At 40.6% G+C, this 22,636-nt stretch carries 21 protein-coding genes; all 21 read right to left on the bottom strand.

The genetic code is table 11. The annotated features are described in order from the left end of the window. Positions 1–24: 24 nt before the first annotated feature. Positions 25–1,956: a DUF294 nucleotidyltransferase-like domain-containing protein gene (locus N7Z68_RS15180; RefSeq protein WP_275119330.1), complete on the bottom strand. Its 1,932-nt coding sequence runs from the start codon at positions 1,954–1,956 to the stop codon at positions 25–27. Beyond that, the gene (locus N7Z68_RS15175; protein ID WP_275119329.1) at positions 1,937–3,598 is read right to left on the bottom strand and encodes a sodium:solute symporter family protein; all 1,662 of its coding nucleotides are present in this window, start codon (positions 3,596–3,598) and stop codon (positions 1,937–1,939) included. The genes N7Z68_RS15180 and N7Z68_RS15175 overlap by 20 nt, the downstream gene beginning before the upstream one ends. A gap of 222 nt (positions 3,599–3,820) precedes the next feature. Beyond that, the gene (locus N7Z68_RS15170) at positions 3,821–4,123 is read right to left on the bottom strand and encodes a DUF4212 domain-containing protein (protein WP_275119328.1); all 303 of its coding nucleotides are present in this window, start codon (positions 4,121–4,123) and stop codon (positions 3,821–3,823) included. A 136-nt stretch (positions 4,124–4,259) separates the two neighbouring features. Next, a complete protein-coding gene (locus tag N7Z68_RS15165) occupies positions 4,260–4,520 on the bottom strand; it encodes a hypothetical protein (RefSeq protein WP_275119327.1) in 261 nt (86 codons plus the stop codon). A 4-nt stretch (positions 4,521–4,524) separates the two neighbouring features. Beyond that, positions 4,525–4,701, bottom strand: coding sequence for a hypothetical protein (locus tag N7Z68_RS15160; RefSeq protein ID WP_275119326.1), 177 nt, complete (start codon positions 4,699–4,701; stop codon positions 4,525–4,527). A gap of 660 nt (positions 4,702–5,361) precedes the next feature. Continuing rightward, entirely contained in the window at positions 5,362–6,210 is an 849-nt protein-coding gene (gene spoIIQ, locus N7Z68_RS15155) for a stage II sporulation protein SpoIIQ (protein WP_275119325.1), read from the bottom strand. Positions 6,211–7,287: 1,077 nt separating this feature from the next. Beyond that, positions 7,288–8,310 carry a stage II sporulation protein D gene (spoIID, locus tag N7Z68_RS15150; protein ID WP_275119324.1) on the bottom strand — a complete coding sequence of 341 codons (1,023 nt, stop codon included), beginning with the start codon at positions 8,308–8,310 and terminating at the stop codon, positions 7,288–7,290. A 608-nt stretch (positions 8,311–8,918) separates the two neighbouring features. Further along, entirely contained in the window at positions 8,919–10,244 is a 1,326-nt protein-coding gene (gene murA, locus N7Z68_RS15145; protein ID WP_275119348.1) for a UDP-N-acetylglucosamine 1-carboxyvinyltransferase, read from the bottom strand. A gap of 41 nt (positions 10,245–10,285) precedes the next feature. After that, complete coding sequence (locus N7Z68_RS15140) at positions 10,286–11,011, bottom strand: YwmB family TATA-box binding protein (RefSeq protein ID WP_275119323.1); 726 nt, start codon at positions 11,009–11,011, stop codon at positions 10,286–10,288. A gap of 126 nt (positions 11,012–11,137) precedes the next feature. Next, a complete protein-coding gene (locus N7Z68_RS15135; RefSeq protein ID WP_308447228.1) occupies positions 11,138–11,368 on the bottom strand; it encodes a DUF1146 family protein in 231 nt (76 codons plus the stop codon). A 506-nt stretch (positions 11,369–11,874) separates the two neighbouring features. Then, complete coding sequence (nuoN, locus tag N7Z68_RS15130; RefSeq protein ID WP_275119321.1) at positions 11,875–13,377, bottom strand: NADH-quinone oxidoreductase subunit NuoN; 1,503 nt, start codon at positions 13,375–13,377, stop codon at positions 11,875–11,877. Positions 13,378–13,382: 5 nt separating this feature from the next. Beyond that, entirely contained in the window at positions 13,383–14,894 is a 1,512-nt protein-coding gene (locus N7Z68_RS15125; RefSeq protein WP_275119320.1) for a complex I subunit 4 family protein, read from the bottom strand. Then, positions 14,891–16,762 (bottom strand): NADH-quinone oxidoreductase subunit L, encoded by a 1,872-nt coding sequence (gene nuoL, locus N7Z68_RS15120; protein WP_275119319.1) that lies wholly within the window; start codon positions 16,760–16,762, stop codon positions 14,891–14,893. The genes N7Z68_RS15125 and nuoL overlap by 4 nt, the downstream gene beginning before the upstream one ends. 19 nt (positions 16,763–16,781) lie before the next feature. Continuing rightward, on the bottom strand, positions 16,782–17,096 hold the full coding sequence (nuoK, locus tag N7Z68_RS15115; RefSeq protein ID WP_275119318.1) for an NADH-quinone oxidoreductase subunit NuoK: 315 nt from the start codon (positions 17,094–17,096) through the stop codon (positions 16,782–16,784). Continuing rightward, the gene (locus N7Z68_RS15110; RefSeq protein WP_275119317.1) at positions 17,093–17,605 is read right to left on the bottom strand and encodes an NADH-quinone oxidoreductase subunit J; all 513 of its coding nucleotides are present in this window, start codon (positions 17,603–17,605) and stop codon (positions 17,093–17,095) included. Before N7Z68_RS15110 ends, nuoK begins: the two co-directional genes overlap by 4 nt. Continuing rightward, positions 17,602–18,027, bottom strand: a complete 426-nt coding sequence (gene nuoI / locus N7Z68_RS15105; RefSeq protein WP_209123351.1) for an NADH-quinone oxidoreductase subunit NuoI — start codon at positions 18,025–18,027, stop codon at positions 17,602–17,604. The genes N7Z68_RS15110 and nuoI overlap by 4 nt, the downstream gene beginning before the upstream one ends. A gap of 279 nt (positions 18,028–18,306) precedes the next feature. Further along, positions 18,307–19,308 (bottom strand): NADH-quinone oxidoreductase subunit NuoH, encoded by a 1,002-nt coding sequence (nuoH, locus tag N7Z68_RS15100; RefSeq protein WP_275119316.1) that lies wholly within the window; start codon positions 19,306–19,308, stop codon positions 18,307–18,309. Continuing rightward, positions 19,308–20,408 carry an NADH-quinone oxidoreductase subunit D gene (locus N7Z68_RS15095; protein ID WP_275119315.1) on the bottom strand — a complete coding sequence of 367 codons (1,101 nt, stop codon included), beginning with the start codon at positions 20,406–20,408 and terminating at the stop codon, positions 19,308–19,310. Before N7Z68_RS15095 ends, nuoH begins: the two co-directional genes overlap by 1 nt. A 3-nt stretch (positions 20,409–20,411) precedes the next feature. Next, entirely contained in the window at positions 20,412–21,737 is a 1,326-nt protein-coding gene (locus N7Z68_RS15090) for an NADH-quinone oxidoreductase subunit C (RefSeq protein WP_275119314.1), read from the bottom strand. Further along, positions 21,734–22,252, bottom strand: coding sequence for a NuoB/complex I 20 kDa subunit family protein (locus N7Z68_RS15085; RefSeq protein WP_216829941.1), 519 nt, complete (start codon positions 22,250–22,252; stop codon positions 21,734–21,736). Before N7Z68_RS15085 ends, N7Z68_RS15090 begins: the two co-directional genes overlap by 4 nt. Next, complete coding sequence (locus N7Z68_RS15080; protein WP_275119313.1) at positions 22,243–22,620, bottom strand: NADH-quinone oxidoreductase subunit A; 378 nt, start codon at positions 22,618–22,620, stop codon at positions 22,243–22,245. Before N7Z68_RS15080 ends, N7Z68_RS15085 begins: the two co-directional genes overlap by 10 nt. Between the last annotated feature and the right edge of the window lie 16 nt (positions 22,621–22,636).

Raw genomic sequence — 22,636 nt, 5'->3', positions numbered from 1 at the left:
TCGAAAAAGGTATCATCATCTATTTTACAACATCCCAAAAGCACCAAGCGTCTGATTTTGCAAAGAACGGATTGCCTTGAGTGCTATCATGAGTTCTTCTTTATCGCGGGAGCGGAGGTGGGTGAATTTCACTTCACTCGTTCCCTCTTCTTTGCGCAAGTATCTGCCCCACGCTTGCTCTACTCTTACTTTTAACACGATCTCATAGGCAAAGCGGATATCGTCGGCTACTTCTGGTGTAAACACGTTTAATTTGACGAGTGCATCGAGTCGCTGTAATGGTGTTCCTTCGACAATGCCGTTATGTGCAGATAAAACTTGCAAGCAATGGTGAAGCGGGAATAACGCATGCTTTTTAATGTCGATCGAGTCTCTCCTTAAACCGAACAACGCGCGGATCGGATGATCGAGTGTCGGAACCGGATGTTCTCTTTCTTGTTCTGCCATTCGATACAGATAAATGCGCGAGCGCGACACTTGTTCTTTCACCATTTTTACAAATTCATCGTGAAGGTTTTCGTCCCCGTATAAAAACCGGAATGACATAAAATTATGTCCTAACAACACATTATCATTCGTTGCTCTAAGCGCCCATCCACGCAGTCGTTCCTGCCACGTTTTAAGCGTACCGCGCCAGTTTTCCTCATTAGCCATCATCTTTCCGATACAAAGCTTATAACCGGCCTTATGGAGGTGATCGACGATTTCTTGACCGAGAAGTGCAAAGTATTCTTCCACACGTTCACTGTCGCCACTATCTGGATTATCATAGACAAGAAAATGGTCTTGGTCGGTAAGTAAAAACTGCTCCCCGCGTCCGCTGCTTCCCATCGTAAACCAGCAAAACGGCACAGGAGGTTTTCCTTTCCCTTTCGCTTCTAAAGAGGCAACGGCTAAATCTAAACAATGGTTAACGAGGCGGTCGTACAGCTTCGTTATGATTTCTAGCGTATGTGTCGTTGGAATTTCATCATTAATCAACTGCCCTAATACATCATAGATGGCACTCTTCACGGTTGGCAGATTTGAAAAAGTAGATTGCTCTATTTTTTGTAAAATTTCCATGGAGCCGCGGTTTTTCTTTCGTAATAGGTCAGACAAAGTGACCATTCCGACGACTCTTCCATCTTCTTCAACCGGCAAATGTTTGATGCCGTTTAATAGAAAACTAGACATGGCTTCATAATAATAGCCATAACGCGATATCGTAATAGGATTAGCTGTCATAATATCTTTCGCTTGAAGCGGCCCGTTACTTACATTCGCAACGACGCGTTGGACAATATCTTTTTCCGTAATAATCCCGATTAATATTCCATCAAAATCATTGACAACAACTGAGCTTGCTCGTTGTTCGACCATTTTTTTGGCAACAACTTGAATTAATTCATCTTTGACCACCGAAATAACCGGTTCATTCATTAAGTCTTGAATTCGGCGAATAAACGGGTCACTTTCGCCCCATTGGTTCGCTAACTTTACTTGCTCCGCTAATGATCCGTAGATATCTCTCAGGCGAACCGCTACCTGGCGAAGAACAAAGTCTCGAACCGTTTCATCGTCCCACCTGGCTTCAACGACAGAATAAGGGATTTTCAAGCAGTAGGAGTCTTCGACAGCACGGACTTCAACCGTATATTTGGCCACATGAGGATTCGGCTCACCGAGAAAATCGGCTAAGCTGGAAAAACCAATCATATCGCCGGTTTGAAGCACTTCGAGTACTTCCTGCTGAAAAAGACCGTCATCTCCTTGAACGTAGACTTCGGCCATTCCAGTTAAAATGAGAAGAAGCCCTTCTCGTGGCGTCTTCGAATAAAGGACTTTTTCCGCTTTGTTATAATGCTTTAATGTACATTTTTCCATGAGAGTCGTAAATTCAGAATCAAGCACCCCTTGAAAAAGGGGGTGCTTGTGAATTTGTTCAAATAAATCTTTATTTTCCAGCTGATTCATCCATCCATACCTCGCCATCTTTATAAGTCATTTGTTCCGGGTAACGTAGGTCAATGACTTCGTCTTGGATGCGTTGAGATGGTGCAGCTGTAGCTTTAGACACTAGATACGTTACGATTAAGTTCACCGGAACACCGATAATACCTGCACCTGTGTCTAGTATACCAAAGATTGTAATTCCTTGACGAGCTAAAAGAATGTACGTAATTGTGACAAATAATCCTGAAAGCATTCCGGCAATTGCACCTTTTGCATTACAACGCTTCCACCATACGCCTAGTAAAAGGACTGGGAAGAAGGTTCCGCCGGCAATAGCAAATGCCCAAGCCACAATTTGCGTAATAACTCCTGGTGGGTCAAGTGCAACGATACCCGCAACGATCGTCGATAGTACGATTGCCCAACGTCCAGCTGCTAAACGTCTCTTATCACTGGCTTGCGGGTTCATTAGACGATAGTAAATATCATGTGCAAATGATGATGAAATCGTAATTAATAGACCACCTGCTGTTGATAATGCCGCCGCCATCGCACCAGCTGCTACTAAACCGATAACAAACATCCCTAAGTTTGCGATTTCAGGTGTTGCCATTACGACAATGTCATTACTGATAACAATCTCTTGCCATTGAAGAATGCCGTCACCGTTTTCATCGGCAACTTTTAAACGACCTGTATCTACCCAGTTTGTTGTCCAAGCTGGCAAGCTATCAATTGGGCTGCCTGCCACTTGCGTCATAAGAATGAAACGAGAGAACGCTGCATAAGCAGGAGCTGATAAGTATAGTAAAGCGATAAATAAAAGCGCCCACGCACCACTCCAACGAGCAGCTTTCATCGTTGAAACCGTATAGAAACGAACGATTACGTGTGGTAATGCTGCTGTACCTACCATTAATGTAAATAGTAATGCGATAAACTGTGATTTATCACTTTGCGCAAATGGCGCGAAGTATTCACTGATACCGAGTTCTTTATCAAGTTCACCAAGCTGTGAAACAATGTTCCCGTATGTTAACCATGGCATTGGATTTCCTGTTACTTGTAAAGACATGAAGACGATTGGAATAATGTAAGCAATAATTAAGATGATGTACTGTGCAACCTGTGTCCACGTAATCCCTTTCATACCACCTAATGTCGCGTAGATCGCGATGATGACAACCCCAATCATCGTTCCATACATCGCTTCAATGTTAAGGATACGTCCGATAACTACCCCTGAACCAGAAAGCTGACCGATGATATATACGAATGAGATAATAATTGTTGCAATCGCAGCAATTAAACGAGCCGCATTACTATCAAAACGGTCACCGATAAACTCAGGTACCGTGTAACGGCCATATTTACGAAGTTGCGGTGCTAATAAGAACGTTAAGAATAAGTAACCACCAGTCCAACCCATAATGTAAGCTAGACCGTCATAACCTAAAATCATGAGTGTCCCGGCCATACCAATAAATGAAGCCGCACTCATCCAGTCTCCACCGATCGCCATACCGTTCCAGAATGGCGGTACCCCACGACTTGCTACGTAGAAGTCAGATGTTGCTTTTGCACGATTATAAAAAGAAATACCGATATAAAGGCCGAATGTTGCCATAATCATTAATATCGATACGATTGATTGATTATCCATAGTATTCCCCCCTCAACGGAATAAGGTTTCTCTTTCGTTACTTTTCTGGTAAAATTATAGTGTTCTTTTTTCATTTCATTCATTAAGTTTTTTTTCTTAATGATGAATGTCGCTTAATTGGGCTCAGCGCTGTGCATACAGTCTGAGCCGCTTTTTTTGTCTGTTTTTTAAAGAGATGGTTCGACTGAACACGAGGTCAGTGTCTGAATCAGATGCAATAGATTAATGATCGAGTGCTTTTCCTGCCCCGATACGGGTATTTTGTTCTTCATCAATGCCAAACTTCTTGTCAATTCTGTCACTGATGACCGCATTTACAAATAACAAGATGACAAAAGTTGCTACTGCTCCTTGAGCCCCCATATAGTAGTGGAAAGGCATTCCCATAAATGTTACGTCTACTAGAGATTCTGCAAAAGCAACAATCCCAAATGACGCTAACCCACCTATGATTAAACAAATAATGACAACCGTATTTCTCGCTTTGAAATATGCATCTGCTACAGACTTATCGATTTTTTTCATATTCTCACCTCCTTTAAATAATGAATGAGCTTTTTTAATTGTAGTTTTTTGTAAACGCTTTCAAAACATTTGGGTTATTAAAGTTTTACTCTAAAGCTTTTTTAGACCTTCATTTCTTTTAAGTTAGCTTTTAGATCTAAGAACGCAATGTCTTATTTCCAGATCCTTGCTGCACTTGCTTACAATTTCGACAAATGACATAAGGTGTTTTCTTTTTTGCAATTCTCATGTTGACAACAAATACAAACAAAATGAAAGTTAGTAGAATGGGATGAAAAATATAACTAAAGATGAGAGAGACAATGATGGGTAAGGTTGATAAGAAAAAGAAGTATTGCCACTTGTTCATTACTACCGTTTCTTCGCTATTACATTTCGTACAACTCGGATTTGTCATTCAATCACCTTAAACTGAAAATAAATTTAACAGTTTCCCAAAAGGGTAGCGGTACCATGATCACTTGAACAATCAAATAGACAAAGATGGAAGCGAACGGAACAGATAAGAACAACGGCTTCTTTTTACGGAAGGCGAATATAAAGCTGAACAGTGTGATAAGTAAAAAGACATAAATCATATTACTTTCCCTCCTTAATGGATTACTTCACTAAAAACTGACTGCATATTCAGCTTTTTAAAAGAGCATCATGAAATCAAGATATATCTTGTTAGACTGAACGCTAGAGTAACTATGATAAAAATGAACCGGACATAGTTGCCGGGGTCAACCTAGTTTTTTCTTATGTATCTCGCAGCTCGCCGGGGATAAGCCCCAGCTGATCTCCGATTGCCATCTAGTGGCCTAGTCGGAGTCAATCGTTGATACGCTACCATTTTTGTTTTTAAAAATTCTAGCATTTATTTTTCTTGTAATACTTATTTTCTTTCTTTCATTTCTATACCAAGTTGAATGAGGTTCTTAGAAAAAATAATTATTACATAACAGAATTTCATTGAAAGGTTAACTGAATTTCATTTTGCTCAGTCTTAATTTATTGTTTTATAGTACACATTATTCCAAATTTTCAGATACTTAGTCAACTATTTTTTTGAGATTTTTTGTAATTTTTTTATTACAAATCTCGCAACCATTGATAGATTAAGATTTCACCATCAACATATTAGAAAAGCGTAAGTGCCCGTTTCAGCAGCAGCTAGACAGCTAAAAAACAAAAAAAGAGGTGCCAGGCACCTTTAACACATTGCTTCGTTAAAGGTGCCTGGCACCGGTAGTTACTTATTCTTGTTTGTTTTTGTCTTCGTCAACGGCTTTGTCTTCGTCTTCGTTCTTTTCTTCGTCATCTTTTACGTCTTCTTCATCCGCAGTATCTTCTTCAGCACTTGCGATGTCTTCGTCCATACGATGGCTTTCGTCGACAAGTGTTTCAAGATTTTGGTTGAAGTAGTCTAACGGATTGACTGCATTTCCGTTATGACGAATTTCGAAATGAACATGAACGTTTGCATCGGCGTTGTATAAGTTACGACCTGCACGTCCAATAATGTCACCTTGTTTTACTGAAGTACCTTCTTCTACTTCAAGACCTTCTAAACTGTGGTAATGTGTAATCACACCATCTTCATGGTTAATTTCTACTACATGTCCTAGTAAAGGATCTTTTTCTGCTTTTACGACAGTTCCACTAAGTGCAGCTGTTACTTCAAAGCTTTCGCCGTCTTCTTTAGCAATATCAATACCTCTGTTCTGATAGTACATGTTATTGTAATACACTAATGCAGCTTCTTGCTCTTCAGCTGAAGAGTTGAAGTCGTAAAAGTATCCTACAATATCAACTTCACTTTCATTTGCTACTGGCATTTTAATAACTTCGTTAGCACTTGTTACTGGTACCGCTTCGCCTTCGATTACTTCAATCCCATCTTCCATTGGTTGACTGACCCCTGATGGATCTTCTAAAGCTGTATTATCTTGATTTTGCATGAGGAAAAAAGCACTAAGTACGATTGCAGCAGCTCCTAAGTAAACAGCAGGTAACATCCATTTCTTACGTAAGAAACGTTGAACATTAAATTTTTTCACTTCATCTGATTGTTTTGAAGATTGTTGTTTTTCTTCATCTCTCATTTGATCATCACCTCAGCAATCATTCTGATCAAATTGAAGAAATTATATACATTTTCTAAAAAAAACTTTTCTGATTATTTTTCGACAAAGTGATTAATATTATGCATGCTATTTAAAAATATTTTTTTGTTCAATAAAACAGCTGGTTTTAGAGGACTTAGATACTGCTGTTTATAAAGAAGGCAATGACCTGGTCTAATGGGGTGGTGGCAGCAGACAGTTAAGCTGTTATTTGAACTATTTGTCTTAGTTACTAGGTTGTTTCTATTGAATGAATAACGTCGGCTTAGTCCTCTAAAACGCTTAAAGAGTCGTTTTTCTACCAATAGAGTCCTTAGTCCTCTATATCCTCTCCCTATTCAGAGCACAGCCATAGCGAGCATCAATGAAAAAAATCGCATGGGTTTTTATCACCTATCCCCACGCGACCTTTTTTATCATTTATATGTTTTATTGCCCCGTCTCTAGTTATTGTTCTAAGTAGACTTAAGATAACCACAATACCAATTTTAGGGAATTTATTGTTTTGTACTTTGATTTAACAGAGATTATTCCCAGTTATAGGATAATCATTGTTCTAAATTCCGCTTTAGATCATAATAATACCATTTACAGGAAAAAATTAATCCTAAACAACACTTTAGTCCATAAATTTTCTAATATAAGGAAGTTTTTTATCCTAAGTTCTACTTTAGATCACCATATTTCCAGTTATAGTAAAATTATTACCCTAAATTCCGCTTTAGATCACTTAATTTCCAGTTATAGTAAAATTATTACCCTAAACCTTAACTTAGTTTTGAGCCATTTCCAGTTAAAGGAAAAAAACTACCCTAAAACGAAACTTAATATGATCGCTTCTTAATTTAAGGATATTTTGACCTAAACCATGATCAATCTAACTCATTCTACCCAGATAAAGCACAGCTCCTGCCCTAATCTTATTCTTAGTTAATATCTTTAAGTCAACCCAGCTCTATTAATAGGAAAAATAGACCAGTCGATCATTTTCTTCCATTAGTAAATACTTTAGACCTACCTTATAAAAACAAAAAGTCTGTATGAGCTGCAATGCCCTTAATCCTTCTGAACGACGAGCTGACCAATATACGGGTCGACCGGTGAAACGGCTACTCCTTGATAATAATGTTCGATAATTTCTCTGTAGGTCTTTCCTTCTTGTGCCATGCCGTTTGCACCGTATTGGCTCATCCCAACACCGTGTCCCCAGCCTTTTGTTTCAATAATGACTTGATCTCCTTGACGTCTCCAGTTAAAATCACTCGAGTCTAGCGCTAATTTCTCTCGTACTTGACGACCTGTTAATTCTTTTCCATTAATATTGACAGAAGCGACACGTTTTCCATCAGTACGATTCGTAATTTTCCCTACAGAACCATCAGCTGGCAGCTGTACTCCTAATTTTTGTTGGAATTCACCTACTGAAAAAGCAGTGGTCCCTGTAAATCTTGGTGAATTTGTATCCCACGGACTTTCAACACTTCGTAAGTATGGAATTTCATTTGGCCAATAGTCTTCCGAGTTCTCTGTAAAGCCGTTACTTGTTGAAAAGAACGCAGCGGTAATCGGTTCACCGTTATACGTTAATACTTGCCCTTGCGTTTGTAATACCGCTTCACGAATTCGATTAATCCGCCAGTCAAAATCTTTATCCCATTCTTGTCTCAACTGCTCAAGATTTTTATATACTTGGTGATGGACGGTATCAGTTACCATTGCTCCATCCGGCATAGCAATGTCACTTGGTTCCAGCATTTGTTTTAAAATATAAGTCCTCGCTGTCAATGCCTGTGCTTTTAATGCTTCAATTTCAAAACTTGCGGGCATTTCTGAAGCTACCACCCCAACGACATATTCTTCGAGAGGAACTTCTTCTATTCGGCTTTCTTGCGACCGGTACACTGCAATTGAGATCGGTGTCGCATTCTCTAACAGCTCTTGTCCGGTACCTGTCGAGGCGGCGGTTTGGACGGGTTGTGTGCTTTTAATTTCGTCTGAAGAAAACATGATGACGAGCATAGCAGGTAATCCTACAATAATAGAGCATAAAATAGTTCCGATAATTAATATTCGTTTCATGCCAAGCCTCCAGTATTTAAACTAAAAGTTCCACCAGTGTACCCCCCACTGATGGTAAAAGTAATAATTGCAAGCTGAGAAAGCTAATATAAGACGATGTTCAAAAAGTCCGGGAAAAATCTCTGTCATAGATGATCTTCGACTAAGCCCCTCACGTCCTGTGGGAACGTCGAAGTCACCACATCCTGTGGAAGCTCGTTGGTTTGTTGCTGCGTTCCTCACGTATTAATAACATACGCTGTGGTACTCGCAACTGCACCGCCTCAAACTTCTTGGATCTTTTTGTCCTCCTTTTTGAACACGCACTATAAGGTGCGCTACCTACTCATTTTTGGGATATGTTTTTTCTCTCTCAATCAGTTTATGCGGGCTTGTCATCATATAGAACTTATTTTTCAGTTCCTTTACAAATTTAATTTTTTTACATATTCTTTCGTTTTTTCTATATATTTTTATAAAATTCTGTTAATAATGGATATATGGTTAGTTCCATTAGTGCGTAATCAAAGCTTTTTCAATGTTGATTTTCTTGCCGTGAAATTTCTTATTAAAAAACCACACAAAAAAAGATGCCTTACACTGAAAAGCGTAAGACACCTTAATTGTATTTAAACAAGATTTGAATTCATTTTTAATGGTGCTGGTGCTTCTTTATTTTCAAGTTCTTCTTCAACAATCTCTTCAATGCGTTCCACATTAGCACCTAATTGTTTTAGCTTACCAGCTAGATCGACATAGCCGCGGTCGATATGCTTTAATTCAACGACACGTGTTACTCCATCAGCAACTAGACCAGCTAGAATGAGGGCCGCACCCGCACGTAAGTCAGTAGCTGACACTTCAGCGCCTTGAAGTGAACTTGGGCCGCTAATAATCGCTGAACGTCCTTCAATTTTAATATTTCCATTCATGCGGCGGAATTCTTCTACGTGCATAAAACGATTTTCGAATACTGTTTCAGTAATCACACTCGTTCCATTTGACTTAAGAAGCAGTGCCATCATTTGTGCTTGCATATCCGTTGGGAAGCCCGGATGTGGCATCGTTTTAATATCAATCGGTTTTAACTCTTTCGGACCGATTACACGAAGACCCGTTTCTTCCTCAATTATTTCAACGCCCATTTCTTCCATTTTTGCAACCAGTGGACGTAAATGTTCAGAAACAGCACCTTCTACAAGTACATCCCCGCCAGTAATAGCGGCAGCTACCATAAATGTACCTGCTTCAATTCGATCAGCAATTACGGTATGATCCGCAGCGACAAGCTCATCGACACCTTCAATGCGAATCGTTCCCGTTCCGGCTCCACGAACCTTAGCTCCCATCGCATTCAAGTAGTTCGCAAGGCAAACAATTTCAGGCTCTTCAGCTGCATTTTCTAAGATCGTAGTACCTTCTGCCATCGCAGCTGCCATCATAATGTTTTCAGTTGCACCTACACTTGGGAAATCTAAATAAATTTTTGCTCCTTTTAGACGGCCGTCGATCTTCGCTTCAATAAAACCATTACCAATTTCAACTACCGCTCCCATTGCTTCGAACCCTTTTAAGTGTTGATCAATCGGTCTTGAACCAATCGCACAACCACCAGGTAAAGCAATTCTTGCATGACCGACGCGAGCAAGTAAAGGTCCCATGACTAAGAAAGAGGCACGCATTTTTCTTACATATTCAAATGGTGCTTCAATCTTTAATGGTTTATCTGCTTTTACAGAGAATGTTCCGTTTTCATACTTCACATCAATATTTAAATTTCTTAATACTTCTTCCATCGTGTATACATCAGCCAAAGATGGCACATCATATATGTTGCTAGTGCCACGGCTAGCGAGAATAGATGCAGCGATAACGGGTAAGACAGCATTCTTAGCTCCTTCAACTTTTACAGAGCCAGAGAGCTGGTTACCACCTTGGACGATAATTTTTTCCAACATATTCCCCTCCGCGTCTTTTTTTCAACGTCTCTTATATATCAATATTCAGTCGTTATTATAGGCGTTCCTATTGTAATGGTTGTTTTAGCGCCCAACCTTGGATCTTGTCTTAACGCAACCTGTAAGTTCATGTTGTTACCGTTCGTATTGAGAGAGTCTTCCCACTGTTCATTATATGCAGAGATTGAGATAAAAGTTTCCTCTTTTAATTCTTCAATTTTCTCAGCCGAGAATTTTTCTACGAGTTCCGATCCGAAATCATACATCAAACTTGGTTTGATTTCTTCGTGGTAACCTGTTACGGTTGTAAATACAGTAGGGGTTTCTACATACAACTGGTCCAAGCGTTTTAGAAAAAATGAAGTAATGGTCTCTACATCTTGCGGGTTACCTGTTCCCATAAATTCATAAATGAGGTACATGGAGTATTGTTCTTCTTGAGGGTAAGCTACAACAGTTAGTTTTTCAACATCGTTTGTTCCGGTTACTTTCCAATGTTCGTGTTGTTTCCAATCTTTCAGATCCCATTGAAAGTTTTTTTCAGAAGCCATCATTTGCTCAAGTTCTTCTTCATACTCATGAATGTCTCTGACTTCTTTTCCAGTCCCTCTCGTGTACAGTCTCCAATTTTCAATCTGAACTTCTTGCTCTTCCATCAAGTGAACAATGTCAACTAGTTGTGTTTGTTCTTTCAATTCCCCGTGAGTTAAAACACTCATTGCGAATAAAAAAACCAATCCTAAAATCGGCACTATTTTTTTCATCTCTCTCTGTAAGCCCCTCTCCGTTACATAAACAATTAATTAGTAACATTTTTTCCATTGAGAGGCTTTACATACATGGAAGTTACAGTCAACTTTCGACAATCTATGGATTGACTTCACTTGATTTTAAAATAAGTATTTCAGCATCGTTGACCAATTAAGATAATCCAAAAAGAAGCTGCTCACTAGATGTGCAATTGCAATCGTAAGTAAGATCATCAGAGTTTTCGCTTTTGGTCCTTTAGGATCTCGAAAAAAAAGATCAAACTTAAAAGACTGAAGCGCCCACCAGGTGACCACTACGAACATAAGATTAACTGTAATATGTAGCAAACCTTGCATTCCAAAGCCATCCATCACATTTACTCCTTTTTTGGTCTGAAAAGATCACTGCATTGTTAACTATACTGTAACTCTCTTTTCCGTGAAAAGGGACGTTTTACCTAAAGTGAACAAAGCAATGCAAAATACATCATAACTGATTTTTCGATAAAAATCTACATTTCCTTGGAAATATACACAAAAGTACAAAATTAGTTGAAATGCTTTTACCGCAAAACCAATACTCCAACAAACACTCTTCATTACATTCCACCATTTCAGCTATTTGAAACCTATTTTGACCTCCATATACATACTTTATATACGGGTTCTGAAGCGTATGGTTCCAACGATAATAAAAAAATTTTATTACTAAAATAGATATATTTACATAGGTAAAGTCCCATTCCAATTATTTCTATCAAACGTAAATCACTTCGGTTACCAATAAATGAAGTTTATACAATCCACCCTTCACTGTTTTCCAGCACAAAAAAGAGCCCCCAATGAAGAAGGCTCTTTTCTCAATTATTTTATTTGAATTATACACGCATAAATATTTGTGAGAAGTCAAAGTTTGTATTGAAAAAGTCGATCGCTAACTGCGGCACGATACCTAGTCCGATCGTTGCAATAACGGCAATGACAATGACGATTGAGGCACCAATTGGCACTCGCATCGCTTCCGTTGTCGGCGCTTTTCTAAAGAACATTTGCGTCATAATTCCAAAATAGTAGAAGTACGAAACTACCGATGTCGCAATCATAACTGATGCTAAGATGAAGTGTCCCGTACTTAATGCTCCAATAAAGATATAGAATTTACCCATAAACCCAGCCGTTACAGGAATACCTGCTAAGGAAACGAGGAATACTCCCATCCCGACGGCCATTAACGGTGAACGCTGACCTAATCCGGCAAATCCTCTCAGATCTTCCGTACCTGATTGCGTAGTTACGAGTTGTAAAACGGCAAACGCCCCTAAGTTCATAAAGAGATAGGCCACTAGGTAGAACCAAACATTTTCAAACATCACGATTGATAATGTCGCAAACGGTACTAATAAATATCCAGCTTGAGCGACACTTGAATACGCAAATAATCGTTTGACATTCGTTTGGCGCAGGGCCATTACATTACCGACGATCATCGTTAAACCAGCCACAACAGCTATATAGATTTGCGTATCTAATAGTAATGGTTGAAGCGGTTGAATACCGTGTGCTCCACCAAAGACAACGAGTAAAAATCTTAAAATAAGAGCAAATCCAGCTGTTTTAGAAACGACACTTAAAAACGCAGTAACTGGTGTTGGTGCACCTTGATACACATCTGGTGACCACATGTGAAACGGAACTGCTGCCACTTTAAATGCGAGTCCGACAAATACTAAGAAGAACGCAAAGGCTAATAGAAAACCGTTTTCCAGTACGACCGGATTTTGAAGCGCGTCACTAATATCGAATAAGTTCGTGTAGCCTGTCAGACCATACACATAACTCATACCGAATAACGTAATCGCTGTTGCTACTCCACCGTTAACGACATATTTAAATGCCGCTTCATTCGATTGGAGATTATTTTTTCTAAGACCTGCCATGACGTATGATGATAAAGATAATAATTCTAAACCGACGAACAATGTAATCATATCGGCACTTGATGCCATGATCATTCCACCAAGTAATGCTGTTAACAATAGGTAGAAAAATTCGCCGCGGTATTTGATTTCTTTTTTACCATAATCTAACCCAAGTAATAATACAAACAATGTTCCGATTAATAATATCAGCTTAAATGCAACTGAAAACGAATCTAACCGGTACGTATCATATAAAATCATTTGGACAGGTGCGCCGAATTGACCAATTAAGAAGATCAACGCGAGCACAACCCCGCCGATTGCAAACCATCCTAGAACGTTTCGGTTTACTTTATCTTTCATGAATAGATCCATGATCGATAGGAGAGTAGCAACGATTAGAATGGTAAACTCAGGTGCCATTATCCCCCACGGGTAGCTAAGTAGTGTTTCTAAATCCATAATCGTTACCCCCCTATCCCTGCTAAGATGAATTGTAGTGATGCTTGCAGCGGTTCAGCTAACACACTTGGATATACACCAATTAGAACGATAAATGCCAGTAAAACAAGGACTGGAACCATTTCCACCGGTCGGATATCCTGAAGCTCTTTCCACTTCTCAGGCGTCGGACCGAATGTCACATTTAATGTGGCTCTTAATAAGTATACTGCTGTTAAAATTATCCCCAATGTACCGACAGCTGCAATAATCGGCATTTCTCTAAATAAACCTAAAAACGCTAAAAACTCACTGATAAACCCAGACATACCTGGCAGTCCGAGTGAAGCCATAGCTCCAACTAATAAAAACCCTGAAGCAATCGGCATTGAACGTGCTAACCCGCTTAAATTTGGAATAAGCGATGTATTCGTACGGTCGTAATATACACCAATTAAGAAAAATAGTAACGCGGAAATTAATCCGTGAGAAACCACTTGGAAGACAGCTCCTTGCAGTCCGACATCATTTAACGCCGCAACCCCAATCAGAACGATCCCCATGTGCGAAATACTCGAGTACGCTAACACCATCTTTAAATCGGTTTGAATGAGTGCCAAGTACGCACCATATAAAAGGTTGATAACCCCTAAGATCGCAAGGATAGCCGCAATTTGGCTCACCTGCTCTGGGAAAAAGCCTACTCCAAAACGAATTAATCCGTAAGCACCAATTTTCAATAAGACCCCTGAGTGAAGCATAACGATGGCTGGCGGCGCTTGAACGTGCACGCGGAGCATCCAGCTATGTAACGGAAAGATTGGCAGTTTCACACCGAACGCTACGAGTAACGCAATGAGTAATCCCCACTTCAGGTTATCCCCTTCTGGACCAACCATTTGCATCATCATTGAAATTTGATCAATATTGGTTGTACTTGTAACGACAAACAATGTAACGATCACGATTAATAAAACCGCAGACCCTAGTCCGTTATAGATCAGGAAGCTATTGGCTGCTTTTTCTCGATCTGAGAAGCCCCATCTGCCGATTAAGAAATACATCGGAATGAGTGTTAATTCAAAGAATAAGAAAAACAAGAATAAGTTTTGTGAAGCAAATACCCCAAGCATTCCAATTTCCAGTAAAAGAAACAACATGAAGTACGCTTTAAAACCTGACTTAATTTGAATAATAGATGCTAGTGCAGCTAGTGTAGAAACAATCGCTGTTAATAACACAAGCACCATCGCAAATCCATTCAACCCTAGTTCATAAGGAATGGCAAGATCAATACCATACGCTAACAGACTGCTGTTACTAAAACTAATCCAGTCTCTTGTTTCCGCAAACTGATTGCCTGAACCAGCATGATCAAAGTTTACATAAACCATTAGCGCTAAAACAAGTGGCAGTAATGTTGTTAAAAACCCTATCGCTTTCAACAGCTGGTGTTGCCCTTTAGGTACAAAAGCTAAAATGATAATCCCTACAAGCGGGGAGAAGATGAGTAAGGAAAGTAAATATGAATCGATCATCTGAAGTACCCCCCTGTCAAGGTCAAGACGGCAAGGATAATGACTAATCCTAGAAACGCCACAGCTCCATACGTTTGGACTTGACCGTTTTGTAATCGAGCGTTCAATCGTCCAAGCGTATCTGTCACACCTACAACGGCTTGAACCGTAAACTCAATAATATATTTCTCAATATATAACATCGTATAACTTACAATCGTCGTTCCTCTAACAAACGTTTTGTTATAAAGCTCATCAATATAATACTTGTTGTAAAGCACCATATACAGGCTGCTGTCTTCGGCTAATTTTTCTCGGGAAATAACACCTTTTCCGTAAATTAACCAAGCAATGAAAATACCGAGTAGTGAAACCAAGATCGCTACTGGCATAATCCAGCCTGGATCGTGAAGGTACGTATGCCCTCTCGTCCACGGACTATCGCTGAGCCAATCACCTAAAAACGTTCCAAACCAATGCGTATGAACGAACCCAGAAACAACGGCCAGAACAGCGAGTACCATCATTGGAACCGTCATAATCGCTGGTGACTCATGAACTTTGCTTTGATCTCCGCGCGGTTTACCTGTAAAGACCATAAAGAATAATCTAAACATATAAATCGCGGTTAATAAAGCGGTAATTAGCGCAAGAGCAAACAATACGTAACGTCCGTCTTCAAACGTTGTGAGTAAAATTTCCTCTTTACTGAAGAAGCCTGAGAAAAGCGGGAAACCGGCAATCGCTAAACAACCGATTAAAAATAATACACCCGTGGTTTTCATCTTCTTCCACAGTCCGCCCATTTCTTCAATGCTTTGCGTATGAACGGCATGGATGACACTACCTGCTGCTAAGAACAATAATGCTTTAAAGAAAGCATGTGTCATTAAGTGGAAAACAGCGGCAACATAGCCTGCAGAACCTAAGGCAAGCATCATATACCCTAATTGACTTACGGTTGAGTAAGCAAGCACACGCTTAATATCTTTTTGCGTTAACGCAATTGTCGCTGCGAAAATCGCAGTAAATCCACCAATGACAGCTACTGTTGTTAAGGCAACTGGTGAAGCTGCGAATAACGGGAATATTGTAGCGACTAAGTAAACCCCTGCAGCTACCATCGTTGCAGCATGGATGAGTGCCGAAACTGGTGTCGGACCTTCCATTGCATCTGGTAACCATGTGTGGAGCGGGAACTGACCTGATTTACCGATTGCCCCTACAAAAATAAGGATCGCAATGAGTGTAATCATTCCTTCCGTTAATCCGTTTGCATTAACGGTTTCAAAGATGACTGCATATTCGAAACTTCCAACTTGCCAGAATAAGAGGATCATCCCGATGAATAACCCGACATCCCCAATTCTTGTAACGATGAACGCCTTTTTCGCAGCGGCTCTCGCTTCCGTCTTGAAGAAGTAGAACCCGACCAGTAAGAAGGAACATACACCAACAAGCTCCCAGAAAATATAAAGTTGTAAAAGGTTAGGAGAAAGAACTAACCCTAACATTGAAAATGTAAAAAGTCCTAAATAAGAATAGAATACCGGTACACGATAGCTGTCTGTTGCAGTCATGTAACCTTTTGAATACGTATGTACTAAGAAACTAACAAGCGTCACGATAACGAGCATTAAGGCATTCAGTTGATTGACTTCAAAGCCCATCGTGATCGTTCGGTCTCCAATCGCTAGCCAGTCAAATTGTACTAATACATTTTCACCTGCCATTCGCTCGAATAACACGAGGATTGACATGATCAATGCGATGAAAGAAAGTACCATACCGACGTATGCACCGCTTTCCTTCAACCTGCGACCAAAGAGGACGAGGATGACGAAGGATAACAACGGTAACAGTGGTATTAACCATGCAATTTCCATCATATCTATCACCTGCCCCTTTCTATCGCTTCATTAAGTCCATCTCATCGACATTTACCGTTTTTCGGTTACGGTAAAGGGCAATCAAGATGGCTAAACCTACAGCTGCCTCTGCTGCGGCAACCGTTATTGTAAATAGCGCAAACACTTGACCTGTAATCCCAGGGTTCACACCGTGTATTGCAAATGCTACTAAGTTAATATTAACCGCATTTAACATCAATTCGATACAGATCAGAACGATAACTGCATTGCGTTTCGTCAACACTCCGAACATACCAATACAGAAGAGGAGAAGAGCTACAACGAGATAGACCGATAAAGGTATACTGCTCATTTCTCACCAACCTCCTCATCTTCATCACTTTTTGCTAGAGCTACCGCACCAACAAGGGCAACTAAAAGAATCACCCCAACCGTTTCAAACGGTATGACAAACTTAGAGTAGATTTCAATACCAATTTGTCGGACGTTGTTTTCATGAAGGTTTGAAGCTTGCTCACCAAATGATAAATCATTAATTCCGACAAACATAATAACGAAGAACACCGCTACACCAACTAGTGCAGCTAGAGTGCGCCAAATACTGACGGATGCTACTTTATCATCATGTTTCGTCAACATAATACCAAACAGCATCATAATCGTGATTGCGCCACCGTAGATGAGCACTTGAACGAATGCAAGAAACTCAGCTGATAAAAGGACGTACAGCCCTGCGATACTTATGAACGTAAAAGCTAAGGCGATAATGATATGAACTACTTTTCGCAGGTTAATCATTAAGACGCCGCCGCTTATTGCAATAAGGGCAAGGACAAAGAAAGCGAGAAATTCTCCACTCATGCTTTATTTTCCTCCCTCACGTTCGTATCGTTTTCATCTAGCCATTCTAGGTTTTTAAATAAATCATCTCGGCTGTATTCAGCTAGTTCGAAGTTATTTGTCATGACGATCGCTTCTGTCGGACAAACTTCTGTGCATAAATCACACAAGATACAAATCTCAAAGTTAATATCATATGTGTCAATAATTTTCCCTTTTTTATTCGGGTCTGGATGTGGTTTTCCAGTTAATTGAATACAATCGGTCGGACAAATATTGGCACACTGATTACAGACGATACACTTTTCCGGATAAAACTTCTGTATGCCACGAAAGCGATCCGGCATATCAATCGGTTCGTCCGGATAACTTGTCGTCACATTTTTTTTCGTCAAGTTACTAAGTGTGTATTTCAACCCTTTGACTAATCCTTGACCTAACAATGTGATCACTCCTTAGTCGTGATAGATGTAGTATTCATGAGAAAGTTGAATAGCCCAACCTCGTTAGACTCTGCGTTTACTCTTAAAATACTACTTCTTAAACGTGCTTCAATAGTATAGTTCAAAAAGGAGGACAAAAAGTTCCAAGAAGTTCGAGCTGCTCGTTCGAGTACTGCACTTACATCGGATTGCTGTCGACGTTCCCCCGCAAAGTACAGGGTACTATCGTCTAAGCCCTGCTGCTATTAGAGGTTTTCCCGGGACTTTTTGAATTTCCTCTTATAAGAAAAATTCTTTAACTAACGCTGTAATAATAATGTTCACTAACGCAATTGGCAATAAGATTTTCCATGCAAATTCCATCAGTTGATCTCCACGTAAACGCGGGAATGTACCACGCATCCAAATCATGAAGAAGACAACAGCTGAGAATTTAAGGGCAAACCAAACGACACCAGGAATAAAGTCTAAGAACGGCAGTGGCTGCCACCCACCTAAAAACAATACAGTCGTTAATGACGCCATTGCAAATAAATAGACATATTCAGCTAACATAAAAAATGCCCAACGGAAACCTGAATACTCAACATGATACCCAGCAACTAGCTCTGACTCAGCTTCAGGTAAGTCAAACGGGACTCGATTTAGTTCAGCGGTTGCCGCAATCACAAATACTAGGAAACCTAAAATTTGCGGAATAAAGAACCATAGATTAGCTTGCGCGTTAACAATCTCGATTAAGTTCAAGCTACCAGTTAAAAGGACGACCCCTACAACTGATAAGACTAGCGGCACTTCATAAGAAATCATCTGAGCCGCCGCTCGCATTCCACCCATTAAGGCATACTTATTATTCGATGCCCAACCACCAGCTACGATCCCAATGGTCGTAATTCCTGAAACAGCAATGTAGAATAGAAGTCCGACTCCAATGTCTGTAAAATAAAGATTTTCAGAGAAAGGAATAACGGCTAAAACTACAAATGCAGGGACGAAGGCAATGATTGGAGCTAAAATAAACAGCGGTTTATCTGCCTTCTTAGGAATGGTATCTTCTTTTAATAAAAGCTTTAATACATCGGCCACTGTTTGTAATAACCCAAGTCCGCCACCTGTACGGTTCGGTCCTACACGAAGCTGCATGAAACCTAATACTTTTCGCTCTGCTAAGATCGCATACGTAACAAAACCTAGCACGGCTCCTAAAAGTGCAGCTCCTAAAGCAAAGTAAATCAAAAAGTTTGTCCAACTCGGCGCTGATGTCAGGAGATCATTAATCATTAGCCGTCAACCTCCCCAAGGACAATATCAATTCCACCTAAAATAGCAATTAAGTTGGCAATTGGCTGCCCTACTAATAATTTCGGTAAAATTTGAAGGTTATAGAAAGATGGTCTTCTAAACTTTAATCGGTAAGGTTCTTTCTTGCCTTGGCTTGCTATATAACAGCCGATTTCTCCACGTGGTGACTCGATACGAACGAACGTCTCTCCTGCTGGCGGCTTAATAATTCTTGGTGTTTTCGCCAGGATCGGTCCTTCACTTGGAAATTGTTCTACGGCTTGCTCGATAATCTTGATCGACTCTTCAATTTCTTTCATACGGCACATGTACCGTGCCCAGCAGTCGCCCTTTTCTTCCACAGGAATATCGAAATCAAAACGATCATAAATCGAATACGGCTCATCTTTACGTAAATCCCAGTTCACACCTGTTGAACGAATGTTTGCACCACTCAACGAGTATTTGATCGCTTCTTCTTTCGTATACGTTCCTACATCTTTAATACGGCTCATGAAAATTTCGTTCCCTGTCACAAGGTTATGATAGCCTTCTAACTCCTTGCGCAAGTATGGAACTAAATCTCTTACCTTTTCAATCCAACCTGGAGGTGCATCCCATTTCACGCCACCGACACGCATATAGTTAAACGTTAATCTCGCACCTGAGATTTCATTTAGTAGGTTAATGATCATCTCACGCTCACGGAACGCATATAAGAATGGACTCATCGCCCCGATATCAAGTAAATATGTACCAAACCAGACAAGGTGACTAGCGACTCGACCTAGCTCCATTACGATGACCCTCAGATACTCGGCACGTTCTGGAATTTCTAATTCCATCATCGTTTCGACCGCATGACAGATCACATAGTTATTCGTCATCGCGGATAAGTAGTCCATACGGTCTGTGTAAGGAATGATTTGCGTATACTGGAGGTTTTCCGCCAGCTTCTCGGTACCTCGATGTAAATAACCTACGACTGGTATCGCTTCTTTAATGATTTCCCCGTCAATTTTTACAACTAGACGGAAAACACCGTGTGTACTCGGATGCTGTGGACCTACGTTTAATAACATTTCTTCCGTACGTAACATTCGTTACACCTCCTCGTCGTGCTGCTCGTAATCTTTTCGAAGGGGATGCCCTACCCAATCATCAGTAAGCATAATTCGCGTTAAGTTCGGATGACCTGTATATACGATTCCTAGCAAATCATATGATTCACGTTCTGGCCAATTCGCGCCTTCCCAAATTGGAGTAATCGACTCAATTGTCGGTTCATCGCGATCAATTTTTACTTTTAATGCGATATTTTCCTTCGTTTTAAAAGAATACATGTGATTATAAATTTCCATATGTGTTTCAAAATCTGAACCATGGTGCTCAGACAAATAATCAAACGCAAGCTGTTCGTTATGTTTTAAAAATTGAGCAAGCTTAAAGTACGTTTCCTTCTTCGCTACTAAAGTAGGTACGTCTTTGCCTAGTCTATTAATATAGGCATCTTCTAGGACATCTTCGCCTAAATTTTCTTTAATTACCTTTAAATATTTATCGAGATACTGTTGATTTGGCGATGGTTGCTCTTGCTCCGCATCAGCAGCAGGTGCTTCCCCGCCTGCCGCTTTTGCCTTCGCTGCTGCGGCTGCTTTTGCTTTCGCGATGGCTGCGGCCTTCGCTTTCGCCTTTTCATCATCACTATCGCCAGCTGCTCCACCAGCAGCTTTTCTCTTAGCTGCAGCGGCCGCTGCGGCTTTCGCTTTGGCTGCGGCGACGGCTTTTGCCTTAGCAGCTGCTTTGGCTTTCTCATCGTCTCCAGCTGGTTCATCTGCTGAACCTTGCTTTGCCAATGCTGCCGCCTTCGCTTTGGCTGCGGCCGCGGCTTTCGCCTTCGCAGCTGCAACTGCCTTGGCTTTTTCATCAGCTCCTGCTGGCTCTTCTGCTGAACCTTGCTTTGCCAATGCTACCGCCTTCGCTTTGGCTGCGGCTGCTGCCTTGGCCTTTGCTGCAGCTGCGGCTTTCGCCTTCTCGTCTGCTCCTGTCGGCTCTTCTGATGCGCTTGCCCCAGCTTCTTTTTCTTTCATTTTTTTCAGCGCTTCTGCTTTCGCTTTTGCAGCTGCGGCTGCTTTCGCTTTCGCGGCGGCTGCCGCTTTGGCCTTCTCGTCTGCTCCTGCCGGCGCTTCTGATGCGCTTGCTTCAGCTTCTTTTTCTTTCATTTTTTTCAGCGCTTCTGCCTTCGCTTTGGCAGCGGCTGCTGCCTTGGCTTTCGCATCTGCGCTTGATTTTTCTTCCGGTACTTCCTTATTTTCACTTGAAACCGCTTCCGATTGTTCAGCCATTTCGAGCTCTTTTTCTCTTAATTTTTTCATCGCTGCTGCTTTCGCTTTAGCGGCGGCCGCGGCTTTTGCCTTTTCATCACTCATCGGCTAATCACCCGCTTCCCAGTCTTAGCTTCATAGCGGATTTTTTCTTGTAATTTATTAATTCCATAAATTAAAGCTGCCGGATTCGGTGGGCAACCAGGGATATACACATCAACTGGTACGATTTGGTCAACCCCTTTAACGACAGCATAGGATTTTACATACGGTCCGCCCGCGGTTGCACAGGAGCCCATAGCAATTACCCATTTCGGTTCTGGCATTTGGTCATATAGACGCTTAAGGATTGGTGCCATTTTCTTTGTCACCGTTCCAGAAACGATCATACAGTCTGATTGTCTTGGAGACGTTCTAAAAATAACGCCAAAACGGTCTTGGTCATAGTGAGACGCACCCGTCCCCATCATTTCGATGGCACAACAAGCTAACCCGAAGGTCAATGGCCACAACGAGTTACTTCTAGCCCAAGCTTTCACTTGTTCTAATGTGGTAAAAAAGACGTTACGTTCTAGCTCTTCCCGCTCTGCCTTAGTGATGCTATCCAAATTTAGATCCATGTTAACACCTTCTTCTTCCACGCATAAATTAATCCGATTAATAACATAAACATAAAGATAACCATTTCAATTAAAGCAAAAATTCCTAAATAATCGTAAGCAACTGCCCAAGGATATAGAAACACTGTTTCTACATCAAACAATACGAATAATAACGCAAACATATAGTAGCGAACATTAAACTGAACCCAACTGCTTCCGGTTGGTTCAACACCACTTTCATACGTTGTTTGCTTTTCTTTGGTTGGGTTACTTGGTCTGAGAAAACGTCCTGCTGTAAGCGCAACCAAAGGTAAAATTATTCCTAGTAAAATAAAGACGGCTACAACTAAGTAGTTGTTTTGATACAAGTGATAAAGCGGATCCATCTTGCCTCACCTCACC

This window comes from Alkalihalobacterium chitinilyticum (assembly GCF_029028005.1).
Lineage (GTDB): Bacteria > Bacillota > Bacilli > Bacillales > Bacillaceae_F > Alkalihalobacterium > Alkalihalobacterium chitinilyticum.
Note: the sequence above shows the minus strand (reverse complement) of the source record. Positions and strands in the feature narration are given on the sequence as shown.